General features: G+C 61.2%; 13 protein-coding genes. 11 read left to right on the top strand and 2 right to left on the bottom strand.

The genetic code is table 11. From position 1 onward, the window contains the following. The first annotated feature begins 44 nt into the window (after positions 1 to 44). Positions 45 to 449, top strand: coding sequence for a ferric iron uptake transcriptional regulator (fur, locus tag V6093_RS21340; protein ID WP_003249922.1), 405 nt, complete (start codon positions 45 to 47; stop codon positions 447 to 449). Positions 450 to 720: 271 nt separating this feature from the next. Here the strand turns inward: fur and recN are convergent, their stop codons facing one another. Further along, the gene (gene recN, locus V6093_RS21345; RefSeq protein ID WP_003249924.1) at positions 721 to 2,394 is read right to left on the bottom strand and encodes a DNA repair protein RecN; all 1,674 of its coding nucleotides are present in this window, start codon (positions 2,392 to 2,394) and stop codon (positions 721 to 723) included. 192 nt (positions 2,395 to 2,586) lie between these two features. Here recN and grpE point away from each other — a divergent pair, with 192 nt between their 5' ends. From grpE to V6093_RS21385, 8 genes are all read left to right on the top strand, one after another. Continuing rightward, complete coding sequence (gene grpE / locus V6093_RS21350) at positions 2,587 to 3,144, top strand: nucleotide exchange factor GrpE (RefSeq protein ID WP_003249927.1); 558 nt, start codon at positions 2,587 to 2,589, stop codon at positions 3,142 to 3,144. Positions 3,145 to 3,245: 101 nt separating this feature from the next. Next, positions 3,246 to 5,171 (top strand): molecular chaperone DnaK, encoded by a 1,926-nt coding sequence (gene dnaK, locus V6093_RS21355; RefSeq protein ID WP_003249929.1) that lies wholly within the window; start codon positions 3,246 to 3,248, stop codon positions 5,169 to 5,171. A gap of 197 nt (positions 5,172 to 5,368) precedes the next feature. After that, positions 5,369 to 6,493: a molecular chaperone DnaJ gene (gene dnaJ / locus V6093_RS21360; RefSeq protein ID WP_003249931.1), complete on the top strand. Its 1,125-nt coding sequence runs from the start codon at positions 5,369 to 5,371 to the stop codon at positions 6,491 to 6,493. Positions 6,494 to 6,506: 13 nt separating this feature from the next. Continuing rightward, the gene (gene dapB / locus V6093_RS21365; RefSeq protein WP_003249933.1) at positions 6,507 to 7,310 is read left to right on the top strand and encodes a 4-hydroxy-tetrahydrodipicolinate reductase; all 804 of its coding nucleotides are present in this window, start codon (positions 6,507 to 6,509) and stop codon (positions 7,308 to 7,310) included. Positions 7,311 to 7,636: 326 nt separating this feature from the next. Beyond that, complete coding sequence (carA, locus tag V6093_RS21370; RefSeq protein WP_003249935.1) at positions 7,637 to 8,773, top strand: glutamine-hydrolyzing carbamoyl-phosphate synthase small subunit; 1,137 nt, start codon at positions 7,637 to 7,639, stop codon at positions 8,771 to 8,773. A gap of 105 nt (positions 8,774 to 8,878) precedes the next feature. Then, positions 8,879 to 12,100 (top strand): carbamoyl-phosphate synthase large subunit, encoded by a 3,222-nt coding sequence (gene carB, locus V6093_RS21375; protein WP_003249937.1) that lies wholly within the window; start codon positions 8,879 to 8,881, stop codon positions 12,098 to 12,100. 2 nt (positions 12,101 to 12,102) lie between these two features. Next, positions 12,103 to 12,579: a transcription elongation factor GreA gene (greA, locus tag V6093_RS21380; protein ID WP_024717413.1), complete on the top strand. Its 477-nt coding sequence runs from the start codon at positions 12,103 to 12,105 to the stop codon at positions 12,577 to 12,579. Further along, the gene (locus V6093_RS21385) at positions 12,557 to 13,006 is read left to right on the top strand and encodes a hypothetical protein (protein ID WP_012053750.1); all 450 of its coding nucleotides are present in this window, start codon (positions 12,557 to 12,559) and stop codon (positions 13,004 to 13,006) included. The genes greA and V6093_RS21385 overlap by 23 nt, the downstream gene beginning before the upstream one ends. A 12-nt stretch (positions 13,007 to 13,018) precedes the next feature. Here the strand turns inward: V6093_RS21385 and yhbY are convergent, their stop codons facing one another. Continuing rightward, the gene (gene yhbY / locus V6093_RS21390) at positions 13,019 to 13,327 is read right to left on the bottom strand and encodes a ribosome assembly RNA-binding protein YhbY (protein ID WP_003249945.1); all 309 of its coding nucleotides are present in this window, start codon (positions 13,325 to 13,327) and stop codon (positions 13,019 to 13,021) included. A gap of 102 nt (positions 13,328 to 13,429) precedes the next feature. Here yhbY and rlmE point away from each other — a divergent pair, with 102 nt between their 5' ends. Beyond that, entirely contained in the window at positions 13,430 to 14,053 is a 624-nt protein-coding gene (gene rlmE / locus V6093_RS21395) for a 23S rRNA (uridine(2552)-2'-O)-methyltransferase RlmE (protein WP_003249947.1), read from the top strand. Between the two features lie 206 nt (positions 14,054 to 14,259). Beyond that, positions 14,260 to 16,164 (top strand): ATP-dependent zinc metalloprotease FtsH, encoded by a 1,905-nt coding sequence (ftsH, locus tag V6093_RS21400; RefSeq protein WP_012053749.1) that lies wholly within the window; start codon positions 14,260 to 14,262, stop codon positions 16,162 to 16,164. The last annotated feature ends 7 nt before the right edge of the window (positions 16,165 to 16,171 follow it).

Raw genomic sequence — 16,171 nt, forward strand, 5'->3', positions numbered from 1 at the left:
GTATTAAGAGAAGCTGCGAAGCAGCATCGGCGAGAAAGCTGACCATGGTTGAAAATAGCGAATTGCGCAAAGCCGGTCTCAAGGTGACCCTGCCTCGAGTCAAGATCCTTCAGATGCTCGACTCTACCGAGCAGCGTCACATGAGTGCAGAGGATGTCTACAAGGCGCTGATGGAGGCTGGCGAGGATGTAGGCCTGGCCACCGTCTATCGCGTGCTGACCCAGTTCGAGGCGGCGGGTCTGGTGGTTCGCCACAACTTCGACGGCGGTCATGCAGTGTTCGAGCTGGCCGATGGCGGTCACCACGACCACATGGTGAACGTTGATACCAGTGAAGTCATCGAATTCATGGATGCCGAAATCGAGAAGCGCCAGCGCGAAATCGTAGCCGAGCATGGCTTCGAGCTGGTGGACCACAATCTGGTCCTGTACGTGCGTAAGAAGAAGTAACGATTTTTCGTTATGGATAGCAAAGGCGACCTTCGGGTCGCCTTTGTGCTTTATAGCCGGGCTAGAAAGAGTGTGAGATTCCTGTGGGAGCGGCCTTGCGTCGCGAAAGGGCTGCCGGGCAGCCCCAGCGATAGGTGGGTTGAAGCTGAAATCCTGGGGCCGCTTTGCGACCCCTTCGCGACGCAAGGCCGCTCCCACAGGGATCGCGCCAGCTTTTAGAAATTGAGCAAGACAGTTGCTCCCACAATGACCGCGTCAGCCTGGTAGGGGCTCAGGCCTTGCCGCTCACCACCATCTTGCGTGCATGGGCCAGGGACTCCTTGGTCAGGTCAATCCCGCCGAGCATCCGCGCCACTTCTTCCACGCGCTCACGCTTGCCAAGGCTAGCCACGGCGGTGTGGGTGGTGTCGCTGTTGCGCACCTTGTGCACGAACAAATGGTGATGCCCCTGCGCCGCCACCTGCGGCAGGTGGGTCACGGTCAGTACCTGGCCGCGCTCGCCCAGGCGCCTCAGCAGTTGGCCGACGATTTCTGCCGTTGGCCCGCCAATACCCACGTCGACTTCGTCGAACACCAGGGTAGGAATGCGCGAGGTCTGCGCGGTAATGACCTGGATCGCCAGGCTGATACGCGACAGTTCGCCACCCGACGCCACCTTCGCCAGGGCCTTGAGCGGCTGGCCAGGGTTGGCGCTGACCAGCAGTTCGATCTGCTCCAGGCCATGGGGTGACAGTTCGGCGCCTTCGTTCGCTGTCAGTTCGATGCAGAAGCGCCCGCCAGGCATGCCCAGGCGCTGGATTTCCTGCTCCACCGCGCCTGCCAGCTGCTGCGCTGCTTGCTGGCGCAGGCCGCTGAGTTCGCGCGCCTTCTCTTTATAGTGCTGGGCGTAGGCGGCAAGCTCTTCGCCCAGCCGCTCGATCGACTCGTCACTGGCGTTAAGGCCTTCCAGCTCCTCCATCAGTTGCTGTTGCAGGTGGGGCAGCTCGGTGGGGTGCACCCGGTGTTTGCGCGCCAGGGTGTAGATGGTGTCCAGGCGCTCTTCCAGGGCTTGCAGGCGCATCGGGTCGGCGTCGAAGTTGTCGAGGAAGCGGTTGAGTTCGCCCACGGCTTCCTCGACCTGAATCTGCGCGCTGGCGATCAGGTTGGCTGCTTCGTTCAGTGCCTTGGGCGAGTTGGTGGCGGCACCCAGGCGGTTGAGGCTGGAGGTGAGGGCGCTCAGCACATTGCCCGAATCGCTCTCGCTGCACTGGTCGATGACCTGGCGGCAGATGCCGAACAGGGCTTCGGCGCTGGTCAGGTTCTTGTGTTCCTGCTCCAGCTGCTCCAGTTCGTGCTCGCCCAGGCCGAGGTTGTCCAGTTCTTCCAGCTGGTAGCTGAGCAGCTGGTGGCGGGCGCGCTGCTCGTCGCCCGAGTTGGACAGGCGCTCCAGCTCCAGGCGGGTCTGGTTCCAGCGCTTGGCTGCAAGCTGTACCTGGCGGGCCAGGTCGACGGCGCCGGCATACTCGTCAAGCAGGCGGCGGTGGGTGTCGGTCTTGAGCAGGGACTGGTGCTCGTGCTGGCTGTGGATATCGATCAGCAGTTCGCCCAGCGCCTTGAGGTCGCCGAGGGGGCAGGGCGTGCCGTTGATGTAGCCGCGGCTGCGGCCTTCGGCGGTAATCACCCGGCGCAAGATGCACAGGCCTTCGTTGTCCAGGTCGCGCTCGGCCAGCCAGGTGTGGGCTTCGGGAATGTCCACCAGGTCGAAGGTGGCCAGGATGTCCGCCTTGTCGGTGCCGGGGCGCACCACCCCGCTGTCGGCACGGTCGCCCAGGGCAAGGCCGAGGGCGTCGAGCATGATCGATTTGCCGGCACCGGTCTCGCCGGTGATGACGGACATGCCACGGGCGATTTCGAGGTCGAGGTGCTCGACGATGGCGTAGTTGTGAATGGACAGGTGCACCAGCATGGGGGCGGCTCCCGGAAATCAGGTCTGGTTATTTATACAGTACTTTTTTCAGGCCTGCCAATGCCCCTTCGCAGATTCTGTTGCAGCCTTGAAAACCACCTTGCCCCTTGAACCTGGTTTTTCCGGCCCCATATAGCCGACATCCAAGGCGAGCCTGGCTCGCAGTCCACAAAATTGCGCAGGAGAGACCCCATGGCTGATGAGCAGCTGAACGAGAAAGACCTTAACGTGGAAGAAACCGGTGCAGGCAATGCAGCTGATACCCGTGTTCTGGAGCTCGAGGAACAGCTGGCCGCAGCCAAGGATCAGGCGCTGCGCGCCGTTGCCGACCTGCAGAACGTACGCCGTCGTGCCGAGCAGGATGTGGAGAAAGCCCACAAGTTCGCCCTGGAGAAGTTCTCCGGCGACTTGCTGCCGGTGATCGACAGCCTGGAACTGGCCCTGGCTCACTCCAGTGCCGACGATGAGCACGTCAAGCAGATCCGCGAAGGTGTCGAACTGACCCTGAAGATGTTCCAGGACACCCTCAAGCGCTACAACCTTGAAGCTGTCGACCCGCACGGCCAGCCGTTCAACCCTGAGCATCACCAGGCCATGGCCATGCAGGAAAACGCCGAGGTCGAGCCAAACAGCGTGCTGAACGTGTTCCAGAAGGGTTACCTGCTGAACGGCCGCCTGCTGCGCCCCGCCATGGTGGTGGTCAGCAAGGCGCCGAGTGCGGCGCAACCCTCGATCAATGAAAAGGCTTGAAATCCTTCGGGGCATCCCCATCTAGGTGTCAAGCCTTCAAGTATTACCGCAGTTGGCCAAAGTAGTCGCTGCTACCAAATTCAAGTTTCGGGAGAGTTAACATGGGCAAAATCATCGGTATCGACCTGGGGACCACCAACTCGTGCGTCTCCATTCTGGAAAACGGTAACGTCAAAGTCATCGAAAACGCCGAAGGTGCGCGTACTACCCCTTCGATCGTGGCCTACGCCAACGATGGCGAAATCCTGGTTGGCCAGTCGGCCAAGCGCCAGGCTGTCACCAACCCGCACAACACCCTGTTCGCAGTGAAGCGCCTGATTGGCCGCCGCTTCGAAGAAGATGTCGTGCAGAAAGACATCAAGCTGGTGCCGTACAAAATCGTCAAGGCGAACAACGGTGACGCCTGGGTCGAGGCTGCTGGCAAGGAAATGGCTCCGCCGCAGATCAGCGCCGAAGTCCTGAAGAAAATGAAGAAGACCGCCGAAGACTACCTCGGCGAGCCAGTCACCGAAGCGGTCATCACCGTTCCGGCCTACTTCAACGACAGCCAGCGTCAGGCTACCAAAGATGCCGGCCGCATCGCTGGCCTGGACGTAAAACGCATCATCAACGAGCCGACTGCCGCTGCACTGGCGTATGGCATGGACAAGGCCAAGGGCGACCACACCGTCATCGTTTATGACCTGGGTGGTGGTACCTTCGACGTTTCGGTCATCGAAATCGCCGAAGTCGACGGTGAGCACCAGTTCGAAGTACTGGCTACCAACGGCGACACCTTCCTGGGTGGCGAAGACTTCGACATGCGCCTGATCGACTACCTTGTCGACGAGTTCAAGAAAGAGTCGGGCATGGACCTGAAGAACGATCCTCTGGCCCTGCAGCGCCTGAAAGAAGCCGCAGAAAAAGCCAAGATCGAGCTGTCGTCCGCTCAGTCGACCGACGTCAACCTGCCGTACATCACTGCAGATGCCACCGGTCCTAAGCACCTGAACGTGAAGATCTCCCGCGCCAAGCTGGAGTCGCTGGTCGAAGACCTGGTCAAGCGTACCATCGAGCCTTGCCGCATCGCCCTGAAAGACGCCGGCATCGACGCCAGCAAGATCGACGACGTGATCCTGGTCGGCGGTCAGACCCGCATGCCGCTGGTACAGAAAGAAGTGGCCGACTTCTTCGGTAAAGAAGCGCGCAAGGACGTGAACCCGGACGAAGCGGTTGCCATGGGTGCTGCCATCCAGGGTGCGGTACTGGCCGGTGACGTGAAGGACGTCCTGCTGCTGGACGTCAGCCCGCTGACCCTGGGTATCGAAACCATGGGCGGCGTGATGACCGCGCTGATCGAGAAGAACACCACCATCCCGACCAAGAAGTCGCAGGTGTTCTCGACTGCCGACGACAACCAGGGCGCCGTGACCATTCACGTGCTGCAAGGTGAGCGTAAGCAGGCTGCGCAGAACAAGTCGCTGGGCAAGTTCGACCTGGCTGACATTCCGCCAGCACCGCGTGGCGTTCCGCAAATCGAAGTGACCTTCGACATCGACGCCAACGGCATCCTGCACGTAGGTGCGAAAGACAAGGCCACCGGCAAGACTCAGTCGATCGTGATCAAGGCCAACTCCGGCCTGTCGGACGAAGAGATCGAGCGCATGGTGCGTGACGCCGAGGCCAACGCCGAGGAAGACCGCAAGTTCGAAGAGCTGGCGGCTGCCCGTAACCAGGGTGACGCGCTGGTGCACTCGACCCGCAAGATGGTCGCTGACGCAGGTGACAAGGTTACCGCTGAAGAGAAAACCGCCATCGAGGCCGCCGTTGTTGCCCTGGAAGCCGCTGTCAAAGGCGACGACAAGGCTGCCATCGACGCCAAGGTTGAAGAGCTGTCCAAGGTCTCTGCCCCGGTTGCCCAGAAGATGTACGCCGAGCAGTCGGCTGAACAGCCTCAGGGTGGCGCGCAGCAGGCCGAGCCGGAAGCCAAGCACGATGACGTGGTTGACGCCGAGTTCGAAGAAGTGAAAGACAACAACAAGCAGTAATCCCTGCATGTTGTCGGCCGGTTCACCGTCGTTTGCCGGTGAGCTGGTAGGATGTCGCCGCGCGGGGGCTTGCTCCCGCGTTGGCGTATCTGGAATTCGAGAATTTTTACAGCATCTGTCAGCGGCTCTTGAGGGTCGCACGCGGGTGCTGATGGCGTGGCGCAGATGCCACACGCCCAACAAGGTGCAAATGACCTATGTCCAAGCGTGATTATTATGAGGTCCTGGGTGTCGAGCGCGGCGCCACTGAAGCGGACCTCAAGAAGGCTTACCGCCGTTTGGCGATGAAGTACCACCCGGACCGCAACCCGGGCGATAAAGAATCGGAAGACAAGTTCAAGGAGGCCAACGAGGCCTACGAAGTACTGTCAGACGCGAGCAAGCGTGCGGCCTTCGACCAGTATGGCCATGCGGGTGTCGACCCAAGCATGGGTGGCGGTGGTGCCGGCTTTGGTGGTGCCAATTTCTCCGACATCTTCGGCGATGTGTTCAGCGACTTCTTCGGCGGCGGTCGCGGTGGTGGTCGAGGCGGTGCCCAGCGCGGCAGCGACCTGCGCTACACCCTGGAGCTGAACCTGGAAGAAGCGGTGCGTGGCACCACGGTCAGCATCCGCGTGCCTACCCTGGTCAACTGCCAGCCTTGCGACGGTTCCGGTGCCAAGAAGGGCTCGACCCCGTCGACCTGCCCGACCTGTGGTGGTATCGGCCAGGTGCGCATGCAGCAAGGCTTCTTCTCGGTGCAGCAAACCTGCCCGCGCTGCCATGGCCAAGGCAAGATCATTACCGACCCGTGCACTTCGTGCCATGGTGAAGGGCGTGTCGAGGAATACAAGACGCTGTCGGTCAAGGTGCCGGCAGGTGTCGATACCGGCGACCGCATCCGTCTGTCGGGTGAGGGCGAGGCCGGTACTCATGGTGGCCCGACTGGCGACCTGTACGTGGTGATCAGCGTGCGTGAGCACGAAATCTTCCAGCGCGATGGCAAGCACCTGTACTGTGAAGTGCCGATCAGCTACACCGATGCTGCCCTGGGCGGCGAGCTGGAAGTGCCGACCCTGGATGGTCGCGTGAAGCTGAAGATTCCGGAAGGCACCCAGACTGGTAAGCAGTTCCGTCTGCGTGGCAAGGGTGTTGCCCCGGTGCGTGGTGGTGGTGCGGGTGACCTGCTGTGCCGTGTGGCCGTAGAAACCCCGGTCAATCTCAGTCGCCGTCAGCGTGAGCTGCTCGAAGAGCTGCGTGATTCGCTGGAAGGTGACAGTTCCCACTCGCCCAAGGCCAGCGGCTGGTTCGATGGTGTGAAGCGCTTCTTCGGCGATCTCTGACAAGGAACAGGTTATGCGACGTATTGCAGTGATGGGCGCGGCGGGGCGGATGGGCAAAACCCTCATCGAAGCCGTGCAACAAACCCCGGGCGCGGGGCTGACTGCGGCGATCGATCGCCCTGACAGCTCGTTGGTCGGGGCTGATGCCGGAGAGCTGGCGGCACTTGGCCGAATTGGCGTGCTGTTGTCCGACGACCTGGCCAAGGTTGCCGACGAGTTCGATGTGCTGATCGATTTCACTCACCCCTCGGTGACCCTGAAAAACCTCGCGTTCTGCCGCAAGCACGGCAAGGCGATGATCATCGGCACGACCGGTTTTACAGTCGAAGAGAAGCAGTTGTTGGCTGAGGCTGGCAAGGACATTCCAATCGTGTTCGCCGCCAACTTCAGCGTGGGGGTCAACCTTAGCCTCAAGCTGCTGGATATGGCTGCGCGGGTGCTGGGCGATGATGTCGATATCGAAATCATCGAGGCGCACCATCGGCACAAGGTCGATGCGCCGTCGGGTACTGCACTGCGCATGGGTGAAGTGGTTGCCAATGCGCTGGGCCGTGATCTGCAGGAAGTGGCCGTGTATGGTCGTGAAGGGCAGACCGGTGCGCGCGATCGCAAGACCATCGGTTTCGCTACCGTGCGTGCCGGCGATGTGGTGGGCGATCACACCGTGTTGTTCGCTGCTGAAGGCGAGCGCCTGGAAATCACCCACAAGGCCTCCAGCCGCATGACCTTCGCCAAGGGTGCTGTACGTGCGGCGCTGTGGCTGGATGGGCGCGAGCCTGGTCTGTACGACATGCAGGATGTGCTTGAGCTGCGCTAAGCCGTGAGTGGGGTGTTGGCTGCTTCGCGGGCTTGCCCGCTCCCACAGGTACAGCGTTGCTCTTGGGTTGGTGCGATCCCTGTGGGAGCGGGCGAGCCCGCGAAGAGGCTGGCGTGGATGTCAGCCTGTCGCATCGATGTGTTTTAGAGACACATATCCAGTAGACCGAAAACACACTTTTCTGTAAGCTACAGCTTTAGTGTGTCCACTAAAAGCGCGCAGCGAATTGAATTCAGCACATGAAAGCGGGGTGACGTGTCCATACGTCACTCCGCTTTTTTGCAACCTGCGATCGCCCTTTCATGCTTGATTTACGGGAGGTCTTCTTGACAAAGCCAGCCATACTCGCCCTTGCCGACGGCAGTATTTTCCGCGGTGAAGCCATCGGTGCCGACGGTCAGACCGTTGGTGAGGTGGTATTCAACACCGCTATGACCGGCTACCAGGAAATCCTTACAGACCCTTCCTACGCGCAGCAAATCGTTACCCTGACCTACCCGCACATCGGCAACACCGGTACTACCCCGGAAGACGCCGAGTCGAACCGCGTCTGGTCCGCTGGCCTGGTCATCCGTGACCTGCCGCTGCTGGCCAGCAACTGGCGTAACACCCAGTCGCTGCCTGAGTACCTCAAGGCCAACAACGTCGTCGCCATCGCCGGCATCGACACCCGTCGCCTGACCCGTATCCTGCGTGAAAAGGGCGCCCAGAACGGCTGCATTCTGGCGGGTGACAACATCAGCGAAGAAGCGGCCATCGCCGCTGCCCGCGGCTTCCCGGGCCTGAAGGGCATGGACCTGGCCAAGGTCGTCTCCACCAAGGAGCGTTACGAGTGGCGCTCCAGTGTGTGGGAGCTGAAAACCGACAGCCACCCGACCATCGACGCTGCCGACCTGCCGTACCACGTGGTTGCCTTCGACTATGGCGTCAAGCTGAACATCCTGCGCATGCTGGTGGCCCGCGGCTGCCGCGTGACCGTGGTGCCAGCCCAGACCCCGGCCAGCGAAGTGCTGGCACTCAACCCGGACGGCGTGTTCCTGTCCAACGGCCCGGGTGACCCTGAGCCGTGCGACTACGCGATCCAGGCGATCAAGGAAATCCTCGAAACCGAGATCCCGGTATTCGGCATCTGCCTCGGCCACCAGCTGCTGGCCCTGGCTTCCGGCGCCAAGACCGTGAAAATGGGCCACGGCCACCACGGTGCCAACCACCCGGTCCAGGACCTGGATACCGGTGTGGTCATGATCACCAGCCAGAACCACGGCTTCGCCGTTGACGAGGCGACCCTGCCGGGTAACGTTCGCGCCATTCACAAGTCGCTGTTCGACGGCACCCTGCAGGGTATCGAGCGTACCGACAAGAGCGCGTTCAGCTTCCAGGGCCACCCTGAAGCGAGCCCTGGCCCGACCGACGTCGCGCCTCTGTTCGATCGTTTCACCGATGCCATGGCCAAGCGCCGCTGAGCATCCTGCTTCAAGGCCCCGGGCCGGCACCTGCCGCGCCCGGCAGCGCCTGACCCAGATTGTTCAAAGCGGCTTGCCGACTGACCCCGGATTTGAGTGACCACCATGCCAAAACGTACAGACATCAAAAGCATCCTGATTCTCGGCGCTGGCCCGATCGTGATCGGCCAGGCCTGCGAATTCGACTACTCCGGCGCCCAGGCCTGTAAAGCCCTGCGCGAGGAAGGTTTCCGCGTCATCCTGGTGAACTCCAACCCAGCCACCATCATGACCGACCCGGCCATGGCCGACGCCACCTACATCGAGCCGATCAAGTGGCAATCGGTGGCCAAGATCATCGAGAAAGAGCGCCCGGACGCCGTCCTGCCGACCATGGGTGGCCAGACCGCCCTGAACTGCGCCCTGGACCTGGAGCGCCACGGCGTTCTGGAGAAGTTCGGCGTAGAGATGATCGGTGCCAACGCTGACACCATCGACAAGGCCGAAGACCGCTCGCGCTTCGACAAGGCCATGAAGGACATCGGCCTGGAGTGCCCGCGCTCCGGTATCGCCCACAGCATGGAAGAGGCCAATGCGGTCCTCGAGAAGCTCGGCTTCCCATGCATCATTCGCCCGTCGTTCACCATGGGCGGCACCGGCGGCGGTATCGCTTACAACCGTGAAGAGTTCGAAGAAATCTGCACCCGTGGTCTGGACCTGTCGCCGACCAAAGAGCTGCTGATCGACGAATCGCTGATCGGCTGGAAGGAATACGAGATGGAGGTGGTCCGCGACAAGAAGGACAACTGCATCATCGTCTGCTCGATCGAGAACTTCGACCCGATGGGTGTGCACACCGGTGACTCGATCACGGTTGCCCCGGCACAGACCCTGACCGACAAGGAATACCAGATCATGCGCAACGCCTCGCTGGCGGTGCTGCGTGAAATCGGTGTGGAAACCGGCGGTTCCAACGTCCAGTTCGGCATTTGCCCGAACACCGGCCGCATGGTCGTCATCGAGATGAACCCGCGCGTATCGCGTTCGTCCGCCCTGGCCTCCAAGGCCACCGGCTTCCCGATCGCCAAGATCGCCGCCAAGCTGGCCATTGGTTACACCCTCGACGAGCTGCAGAACGACATCACTGGCGGTCGCACCCCTGCGTCCTTCGAGCCGTCGATCGACTACGTCGTCACCAAGCTGCCACGCTTCGCCTTCGAGAAATTCCCGAAAGCCGACGCCCGCCTGACCACCCAGATGAAATCCGTGGGTGAAGTCATGGCCATCGGCCGTACTTTCCAGGAATCCCTGCAGAAAGCCCTGCGCGGCCTGGAAGTCGGCGCCTGCGGCCTCGACCCGAAAGTCGACCTGGCCAGCCCGGAAGCCGCCAGCATCCTCAAGCGCGAACTGACCGTGCCGGGTGCCGAGCGTATCTGGTACGTGGCTGACGCCATGCGTTCGGGCATGACCTGCGAAGAAATCTTCAATCTGACCGGCATCGACATGTGGTTCCTGGTGCAGATGGAAGACCTGATCAAGGAAGAAGAGAAGGTCAAGACCCTGGCCCTGTCGGCAATCGACAAGGACTACATGCTGCGCCTCAAGCGCAAGGGCTTCTCGGACCAGCGTCTGGCAGTACTGCTGGGCATCACCGACAAGAACCTGCGTCGCCACCGCCACAAGCTGGAAGTGTTCCCGGTGTACAAGCGCGTCGACACCTGCGCCGCCGAGTTCGCCACCGACACCGCCTACCTGTACTCCACCTACGAGGAAGAGTGCGAGGCCAACCCGTCGACCCGCGACAAGATCATGATCCTGGGTGGCGGCCCGAACCGTATCGGCCAAGGTATCGAGTTCGACTACTGCTGCGTACACGCCGCCCTGGCGCTGCGTGACGACGGTTACGAGACCATCATGGTCAACTGCAACCCGGAAACCGTCTCCACCGACTACGACACTTCCGACCGCCTGTACTTCGAGCCGCTGACCCTGGAAGACGTGCTGGAAGTCTGCCGCGTCGAGAAGCCGAAGGGCGTGATCGTTCACTACGGCGGCCAGACCCCGCTGAAGCTGGCCCGCGCTCTGGAAGAAGCTGGCGTTCCGATCATCGGTACCAGCCCTGACGCCATCGACCGCGCCGAAGACCGTGAGCGCTTCCAGCAGATGGTTCAGCGCCTGAACCTGCTGCAGCCGCCAAACGCCACCGTGCGCAGCGAAGAAGAGGCTATCCGTGCTGCCGGCAGCATCGGCTACCCGCTGGTCGTGCGTCCGTCCTACGTACTGGGCGGCCGTGCCATGGAGATCGTCTACGAGCTGGACGAGCTCAAGCGCTACCTGCGTGAAGCGGTACAAGTGTCGAACGACAGCCCGGTACTGCTCGACCACTTCCTCAACTGCGCCATCGAGATGGACGTGGATGCGGTGTGCGACGGCACCGACGTGGTCATCGGCGCGATCATGCAGCACATCGAGCAGGCCGGCGTACACTCCGGCGACTCGGCGTGCTCGCTGCCACCTTACTCGCTGAGCAAGGAAGTGCAGGACGAAGTCCGCGTTCAGGTCAAGAAAATGGCGCTGGAGCTGGGCGTGGTCGGCCTGATGAACGTGCAGCTGGCCCTGCAGGGCGACAAGATCTACGTGATCGAAGTCAACCCGCGTGCCTCGCGTACCGTACCGTTCGTGTCCAAGTGCATCGGCACGTCCCTGGCGATGATCGCGGCCCGCGTCATGGCGGGTAAAACCCTGAAAGAGCTGGGCTTCACCCAGGAAATCATCCCGAACTTCTACAGCGTGAAGGAAGCCGTCTTCCCGTTCGCCAAGTTCCCAGGGGTTGACCCGATCCTCGGCCCTGAGATGAAATCGACCGGTGAAGTCATGGGTGTCGGTGACAGTTTCGGTGAAGCCTTCGCCAAAGCCCAGATGGGTGCCAGCGAAGTGCTGCCGACGGGCGGTACTGCGTTCATCAGCGTGCGCGACGACGACAAGCCGCAAGTGGCTGGCGTTGCCCGCGACCTGATCGCCCTGGGCTTCGAAGTGGTTGCCACTGCCGGCACCGCCAAGGTTATCGAGGCGGCTGGCCTGAAAGTGCGCCGTGTGAACAAAGTGACCGAAGGTCGCCCTCATGTGGTCGACATGATCAAGAACGACGAAGTGTCGCTGATCATCAATACCACCGAAGGTCGCCAGTCGATCGCCGACTCCTACTCGATTCGTCGCAATGCGCTGCAGCACAAGATTTACTGCACCACTACCATTGCGGCTGGTGAAGCCATCTGCGAAGCGCTGAAATTCGGTCCGGAAAAGACCGTTCGTCGCTTGCAGGATCTGCATGCAGGACTGAAAGCATGAGCATTACCAAATACCCGATGACCGTCCAGGGCGCTCGCGCCCTGGAAGAAGAGCACCTGTTCCTGAGCAAGACTGAGCGTCCGCGCCTGAGTCAGGCCATTGGTGAAGCGCGTGAGCTGGGTGACCTCAAGGAAAACGCCGAATACCATGCCGCCCGTGAGGAGCAGGGCATGGTCGAAGCGCGTATCCGTGATATCGAAGGCCGTCTGCAGAATTCGGTGGTCATCGATGTGACCACCATCCCTCACACCGGCAAGGTGATTTTCGGTACCACCGTGGTACTGGCCAACACCGAAACCGATGAAGAGGTGACCTACCAGATCGTTGGTGAGGATGAAGCTGACGTGAAGCAGGGCAAGCTGTCGAGCGGTGCACCCATTGCCCGTGCCATCATCGGCAAGGAAGAAGGTGATACTGTCGTCGTCAAGACGCCTAGTGGCACGGTCGAGTACGAGATTGTCGAAGTCAAGCACATCTGACCGACGCCTGCGGGCGCCGTCCCTTGAGGGGATCCTCTGGCAACTGGCCCAGGTTTTCTGGGTCGGTGGCCTGTGGGTGTTCCATGTAGGGCTGGTGCCTGCGCTCAAGGTCAGTGGCCTGGCCCCGCTGCTGGTGCAGGATATCGCCGGGCAGATCGACCGCTGGTTGATCGGCGTGGCGTTGCTTGGCTTGTTGACTCAGCTGGCAGTGCTGGCGAGGGTGGACGGCCTGGCGGCCTGGTGGCGGCAGTTCCGCGGCCAGATGCTGTTGCTCGGCTTTGGTGCCTGCGTGGGGTATTACACCTTGCGCTACGGTATTTCCGTGGGCGAGCGCTGGCAGATGTTCTGCTTCCTGGTGCTGGGCTTTTCCGGCATCGTGCTGGTGGCCCAGCCGGTACCGGTCAGGGCGCGTTCACCGCGCCACTGATCGGAGCCACCGTTACTTGTAACGGTGGATGTTGGACAGCTGTTTGTTCGGCTGTGGGTTCTTGCGGTAGATCAGGGCTTTCTTGCCGATGGTCTGCACCAGCTCGGCACGGCCGGCCTTGCACAGCTCGGCGATGGTCTCGGCGCGTTCCTCGCGGTCTTCCGAGCGAATTTCGACCTTGATCAGCTCATGGTCGACCAGTGCGCGCTCCAGTTCGGCGATCACGCCTTCATTCAAACCGTTGCCAGCAACGATCAGGACCGGCTTCAGGTCATGACCAATGGACTTGTATTGCTTCTTCTGCTCGTTATTGAGCGGCATAATCTGACCCTTTCCGTCTGATTCTGTAAAATTGACCGGCATTTTACCCGAGGGCCACCGGCTCCGCCCAGTCAATCACGACGCATATCATCGAGGTGCCCCGTGGTACAACGTTCCAAAAGCAGCGCAAACTGGCTGCGAGAGCATTTCAACGACCCTTTTGTTAAGCAGGCGCAGAAGGATGGGTATCGCTCGCGTGCGAGCTACAAACTGCTGGAGATCCAGGAGAAGGACCGCCTTATCCGCCCAGGCATGAGCGTGATCGACCTCGGCGCGGCCCCTGGTGGCTGGTCCCAGGTGACCAGTCGTCTGATTGGTGGCCAGGGTCGCCTGATCGCTTCCGACATTCTGGAAATGGACTCGATCGCCGACGTGACCTTCATTCAAGGTGACTTCACCCACGACGAAGTGCTGCAGCGCATTCTCGAAGCGGTGGGCGATTCGCATGTAGACCTTGTGATTTCCGACATGGCCCCCAATATGAGTGGTACGCCCGCGGTGGACATTCCGCGTGCCATGTTCCTCTGCGAGCTGGCCCTCGATCTGGCGACCCGCGTGCTCAAGCCCGGGGGCGACTTCCTGATCAAGATTTTCCAGGGCGAAGGTTTTGACGTGTACCTGAAGGATGTGCGCAGCAAGTTCGACAAGGTGCAAATGCGCAAGCCATCGTCGTCACGGGACCGTTCCCGCGAGCAATACCTGTTGGGCAGGGGCTTCAAAGGGTAATGAAAGGTGTGAAGCGGGGTGGTCGATAGTTAATTCCAATCGGCCACTGCGTCAGGATCGTCCGAACTTCGTGTAGTCTAGCTTTCACAAAGGGTTACAGACGGTGCCTGCGGCTGCGTAGGTAATGTAGTAAGTTAGGGCGATGAATATCATGCGAGGCACGGCTGCGTCGTGCGCCGGCCTCAGAGGGTAGCTAATTGAACGACATGGCAAAGAATCTGATCCTGTGGTTGATCATCGCAGCTGTCCTGGTGACAGTGATGAACAACTTCTCCAGCCCTAACGAGCCGCAGACCCTCAACTACTCCGACTTCATCCAGCAGGTCAAGGATGGCAAGGTCGAGCGTGTGACCGTCGATGGCTACATCATTACTGGCAAGCGCACCGATGGCGACAACTTCAAGACTGTGCGCCCGGCCATCACCGACAATGGCCTGATCGGCGATCTGGTCGACAACCACGTGGTCGTCGAAGGCAAGCAGCCTGAGCAACAGAGCATCTGGACGCAGTTGCTGGTGGCGAGCTTCCCGATCCTGGTGATCATTGCCGTGTTCATGTTCTTCATGCGTCAGATGCAAGGGGGCGCGGGCGGCAAGGGCGGGCCGATGAGCTTCGGCAAGAGCAAGGCACGCCTGCTGTCCGAAGACCAGGTCAAGACCACGCTGGCTGACGTTGCGGGCTGTGACGAGGCCAAGGAAGAGGTTGGCGAGCTGGTCGAGTTCCTGCGCGATCCGGGCAAGTTCCAGCGCCTGGGCGGCCGTATCCCGCGCGGTGTGCTGATGGTTGGCCCACCCGGTACCGGTAAGACCCTGCTGGCCAAGGCCATTGCGGGCGAGGCGAAAGTACCGTTCTTCACCATTTCCGGTTCGGACTTCGTGGAAATGTTCGTGGGTGTCGGTGCCAGCCGTGTGCGCGACATGTTCGAACAGGCCAAGAAGCACGCCCCGTGCATCATCTTCATCGACGAAATCGACGCCGTTGGTCGCCATCGTGGCGCCGGCATGGGCGGCGGTCACGACGAGCGTGAGCAAACCCTCAACCAGTTGCTGGTGGAGATGGACGGCTTCGAGATGAACGATGGCATCATCGTCATCGCCGCCACCAACCGTCCGGATGTGCTCGACCCTGCGCTGCTGCGCCCCGGCCGCTTCGACCGCCAGGTGGTGGTTGGCCTGCCGGACATTCGTGGTCGCGAGCAGATCCTCAAGGTGCACATGCGCAAGGTGCCGATCGGCGAGAACGTCAACCCGGCGGTCATCGCGCGGGGTACCCCAGGCTTCTCCGGCGCCGACCTGGCCAACCTGGTCAACGAGGCTTCGCTGTTTGCCGCGCGTTCCAACAAGCGCCTGGTCGAAATGAAAGAGTTCGAGCTGGCCAAGGACAAGATCATGATGGGCGCTGAGCGCAAGACCATGGTCATGTCCGAGAAGGAAAAGAGAAACACGGCCTATCACGAGGCTGGCCACGCCATTGTCGGTCGCCTGGTGCCTGAGCACGACCCGGTCTACAAGGTTTCGATCATCCCGCGTGGTCGTGCCTTGGGTGTGACCATGTTCCTGCCGGAAGAAGACCGCTACAGCCTCTCCAAGCGTGCGCTGATCAGCCAGATCTGCTCGCTGTATGGCGGCCGTATCGCCGAGGAGATGACCTTGGGCTTCGATGGCGTGACCACCGGCGCGTCCAACGACATCATGCGCGCCAGCCAGCTTGCTCGTAACATGGTGACCAAATGGGGCCTGTCCGAGAAGCTTGGCCCGCTGATGTATGCAGAGGAAGAGGGCGAGGTGTTCCTTGGCCGCAGTGCCGGTAGCCAGCATGCCAGCGTGTCCGGTGAGACGGCCAAACTGATCGACTCCGAGGTGCGCAGCATCATCGATCAGTGCTACGCCACTGCCAAGCAGTTGCTGATCGACAACCGCGACAAGCTCGAGGCGATGACCGAAGCGCTGATGAAGTACGAGACCATCGATGCCGATCAGATTGACGACATCATGGCTGGGCGCACACCACGTGAGCCGCGTGATTGGGACGATGACAAGCACTCGGGCACGCCTGCGGCCCAGGATGAGCGTCCGGAATCGCCAATCGGCGGCCCAGCGGCTGAACACTAAGGGCATC

This window comes from Pseudomonas putida group bacterium ESBL64, assembly GCF_045277175.1.
Taxonomy (GTDB): Bacteria; Pseudomonadota; Gammaproteobacteria; order Pseudomonadales; family Pseudomonadaceae; genus Aquipseudomonas; species Aquipseudomonas alloputida.

Coding starts and splice junctions, on each gene's coding strand:
- recN (WP_003249924.1), bottom strand. CDS start 2,394: ATGCTGGTGCACCTGTCCATTCACAACTACGCCATCGTCGAGCACCTC.
- dnaJ (WP_003249931.1), top strand. CDS start 5,369: ATGTCCAAGCGTGATTATTATGAGGTCCTGGGTGTCGAGCGCGGCGCC.
- dnaK (WP_003249929.1), top strand. CDS start 3,246: ATGGGCAAAATCATCGGTATCGACCTGGGGACCACCAACTCGTGCGTC.
- dapB (WP_003249933.1), top strand. CDS start 6,507: ATGCGACGTATTGCAGTGATGGGCGCGGCGGGGCGGATGGGCAAAACC.
- grpE (WP_003249927.1), top strand. CDS start 2,587: ATGGCTGATGAGCAGCTGAACGAGAAAGACCTTAACGTGGAAGAAACC.
- fur (WP_003249922.1), top strand. CDS start 45: ATGGTTGAAAATAGCGAATTGCGCAAAGCCGGTCTCAAGGTGACCCTG.
- ftsH (WP_012053749.1), top strand. CDS start 14,260: ATGGCAAAGAATCTGATCCTGTGGTTGATCATCGCAGCTGTCCTGGTG.
- carB (WP_003249937.1), top strand. CDS start 8,879: ATGCCAAAACGTACAGACATCAAAAGCATCCTGATTCTCGGCGCTGGC.
- yhbY (WP_003249945.1), bottom strand. CDS start 13,327: ATGCCGCTCAATAACGAGCAGAAGAAGCAATACAAGTCCATTGGTCAT.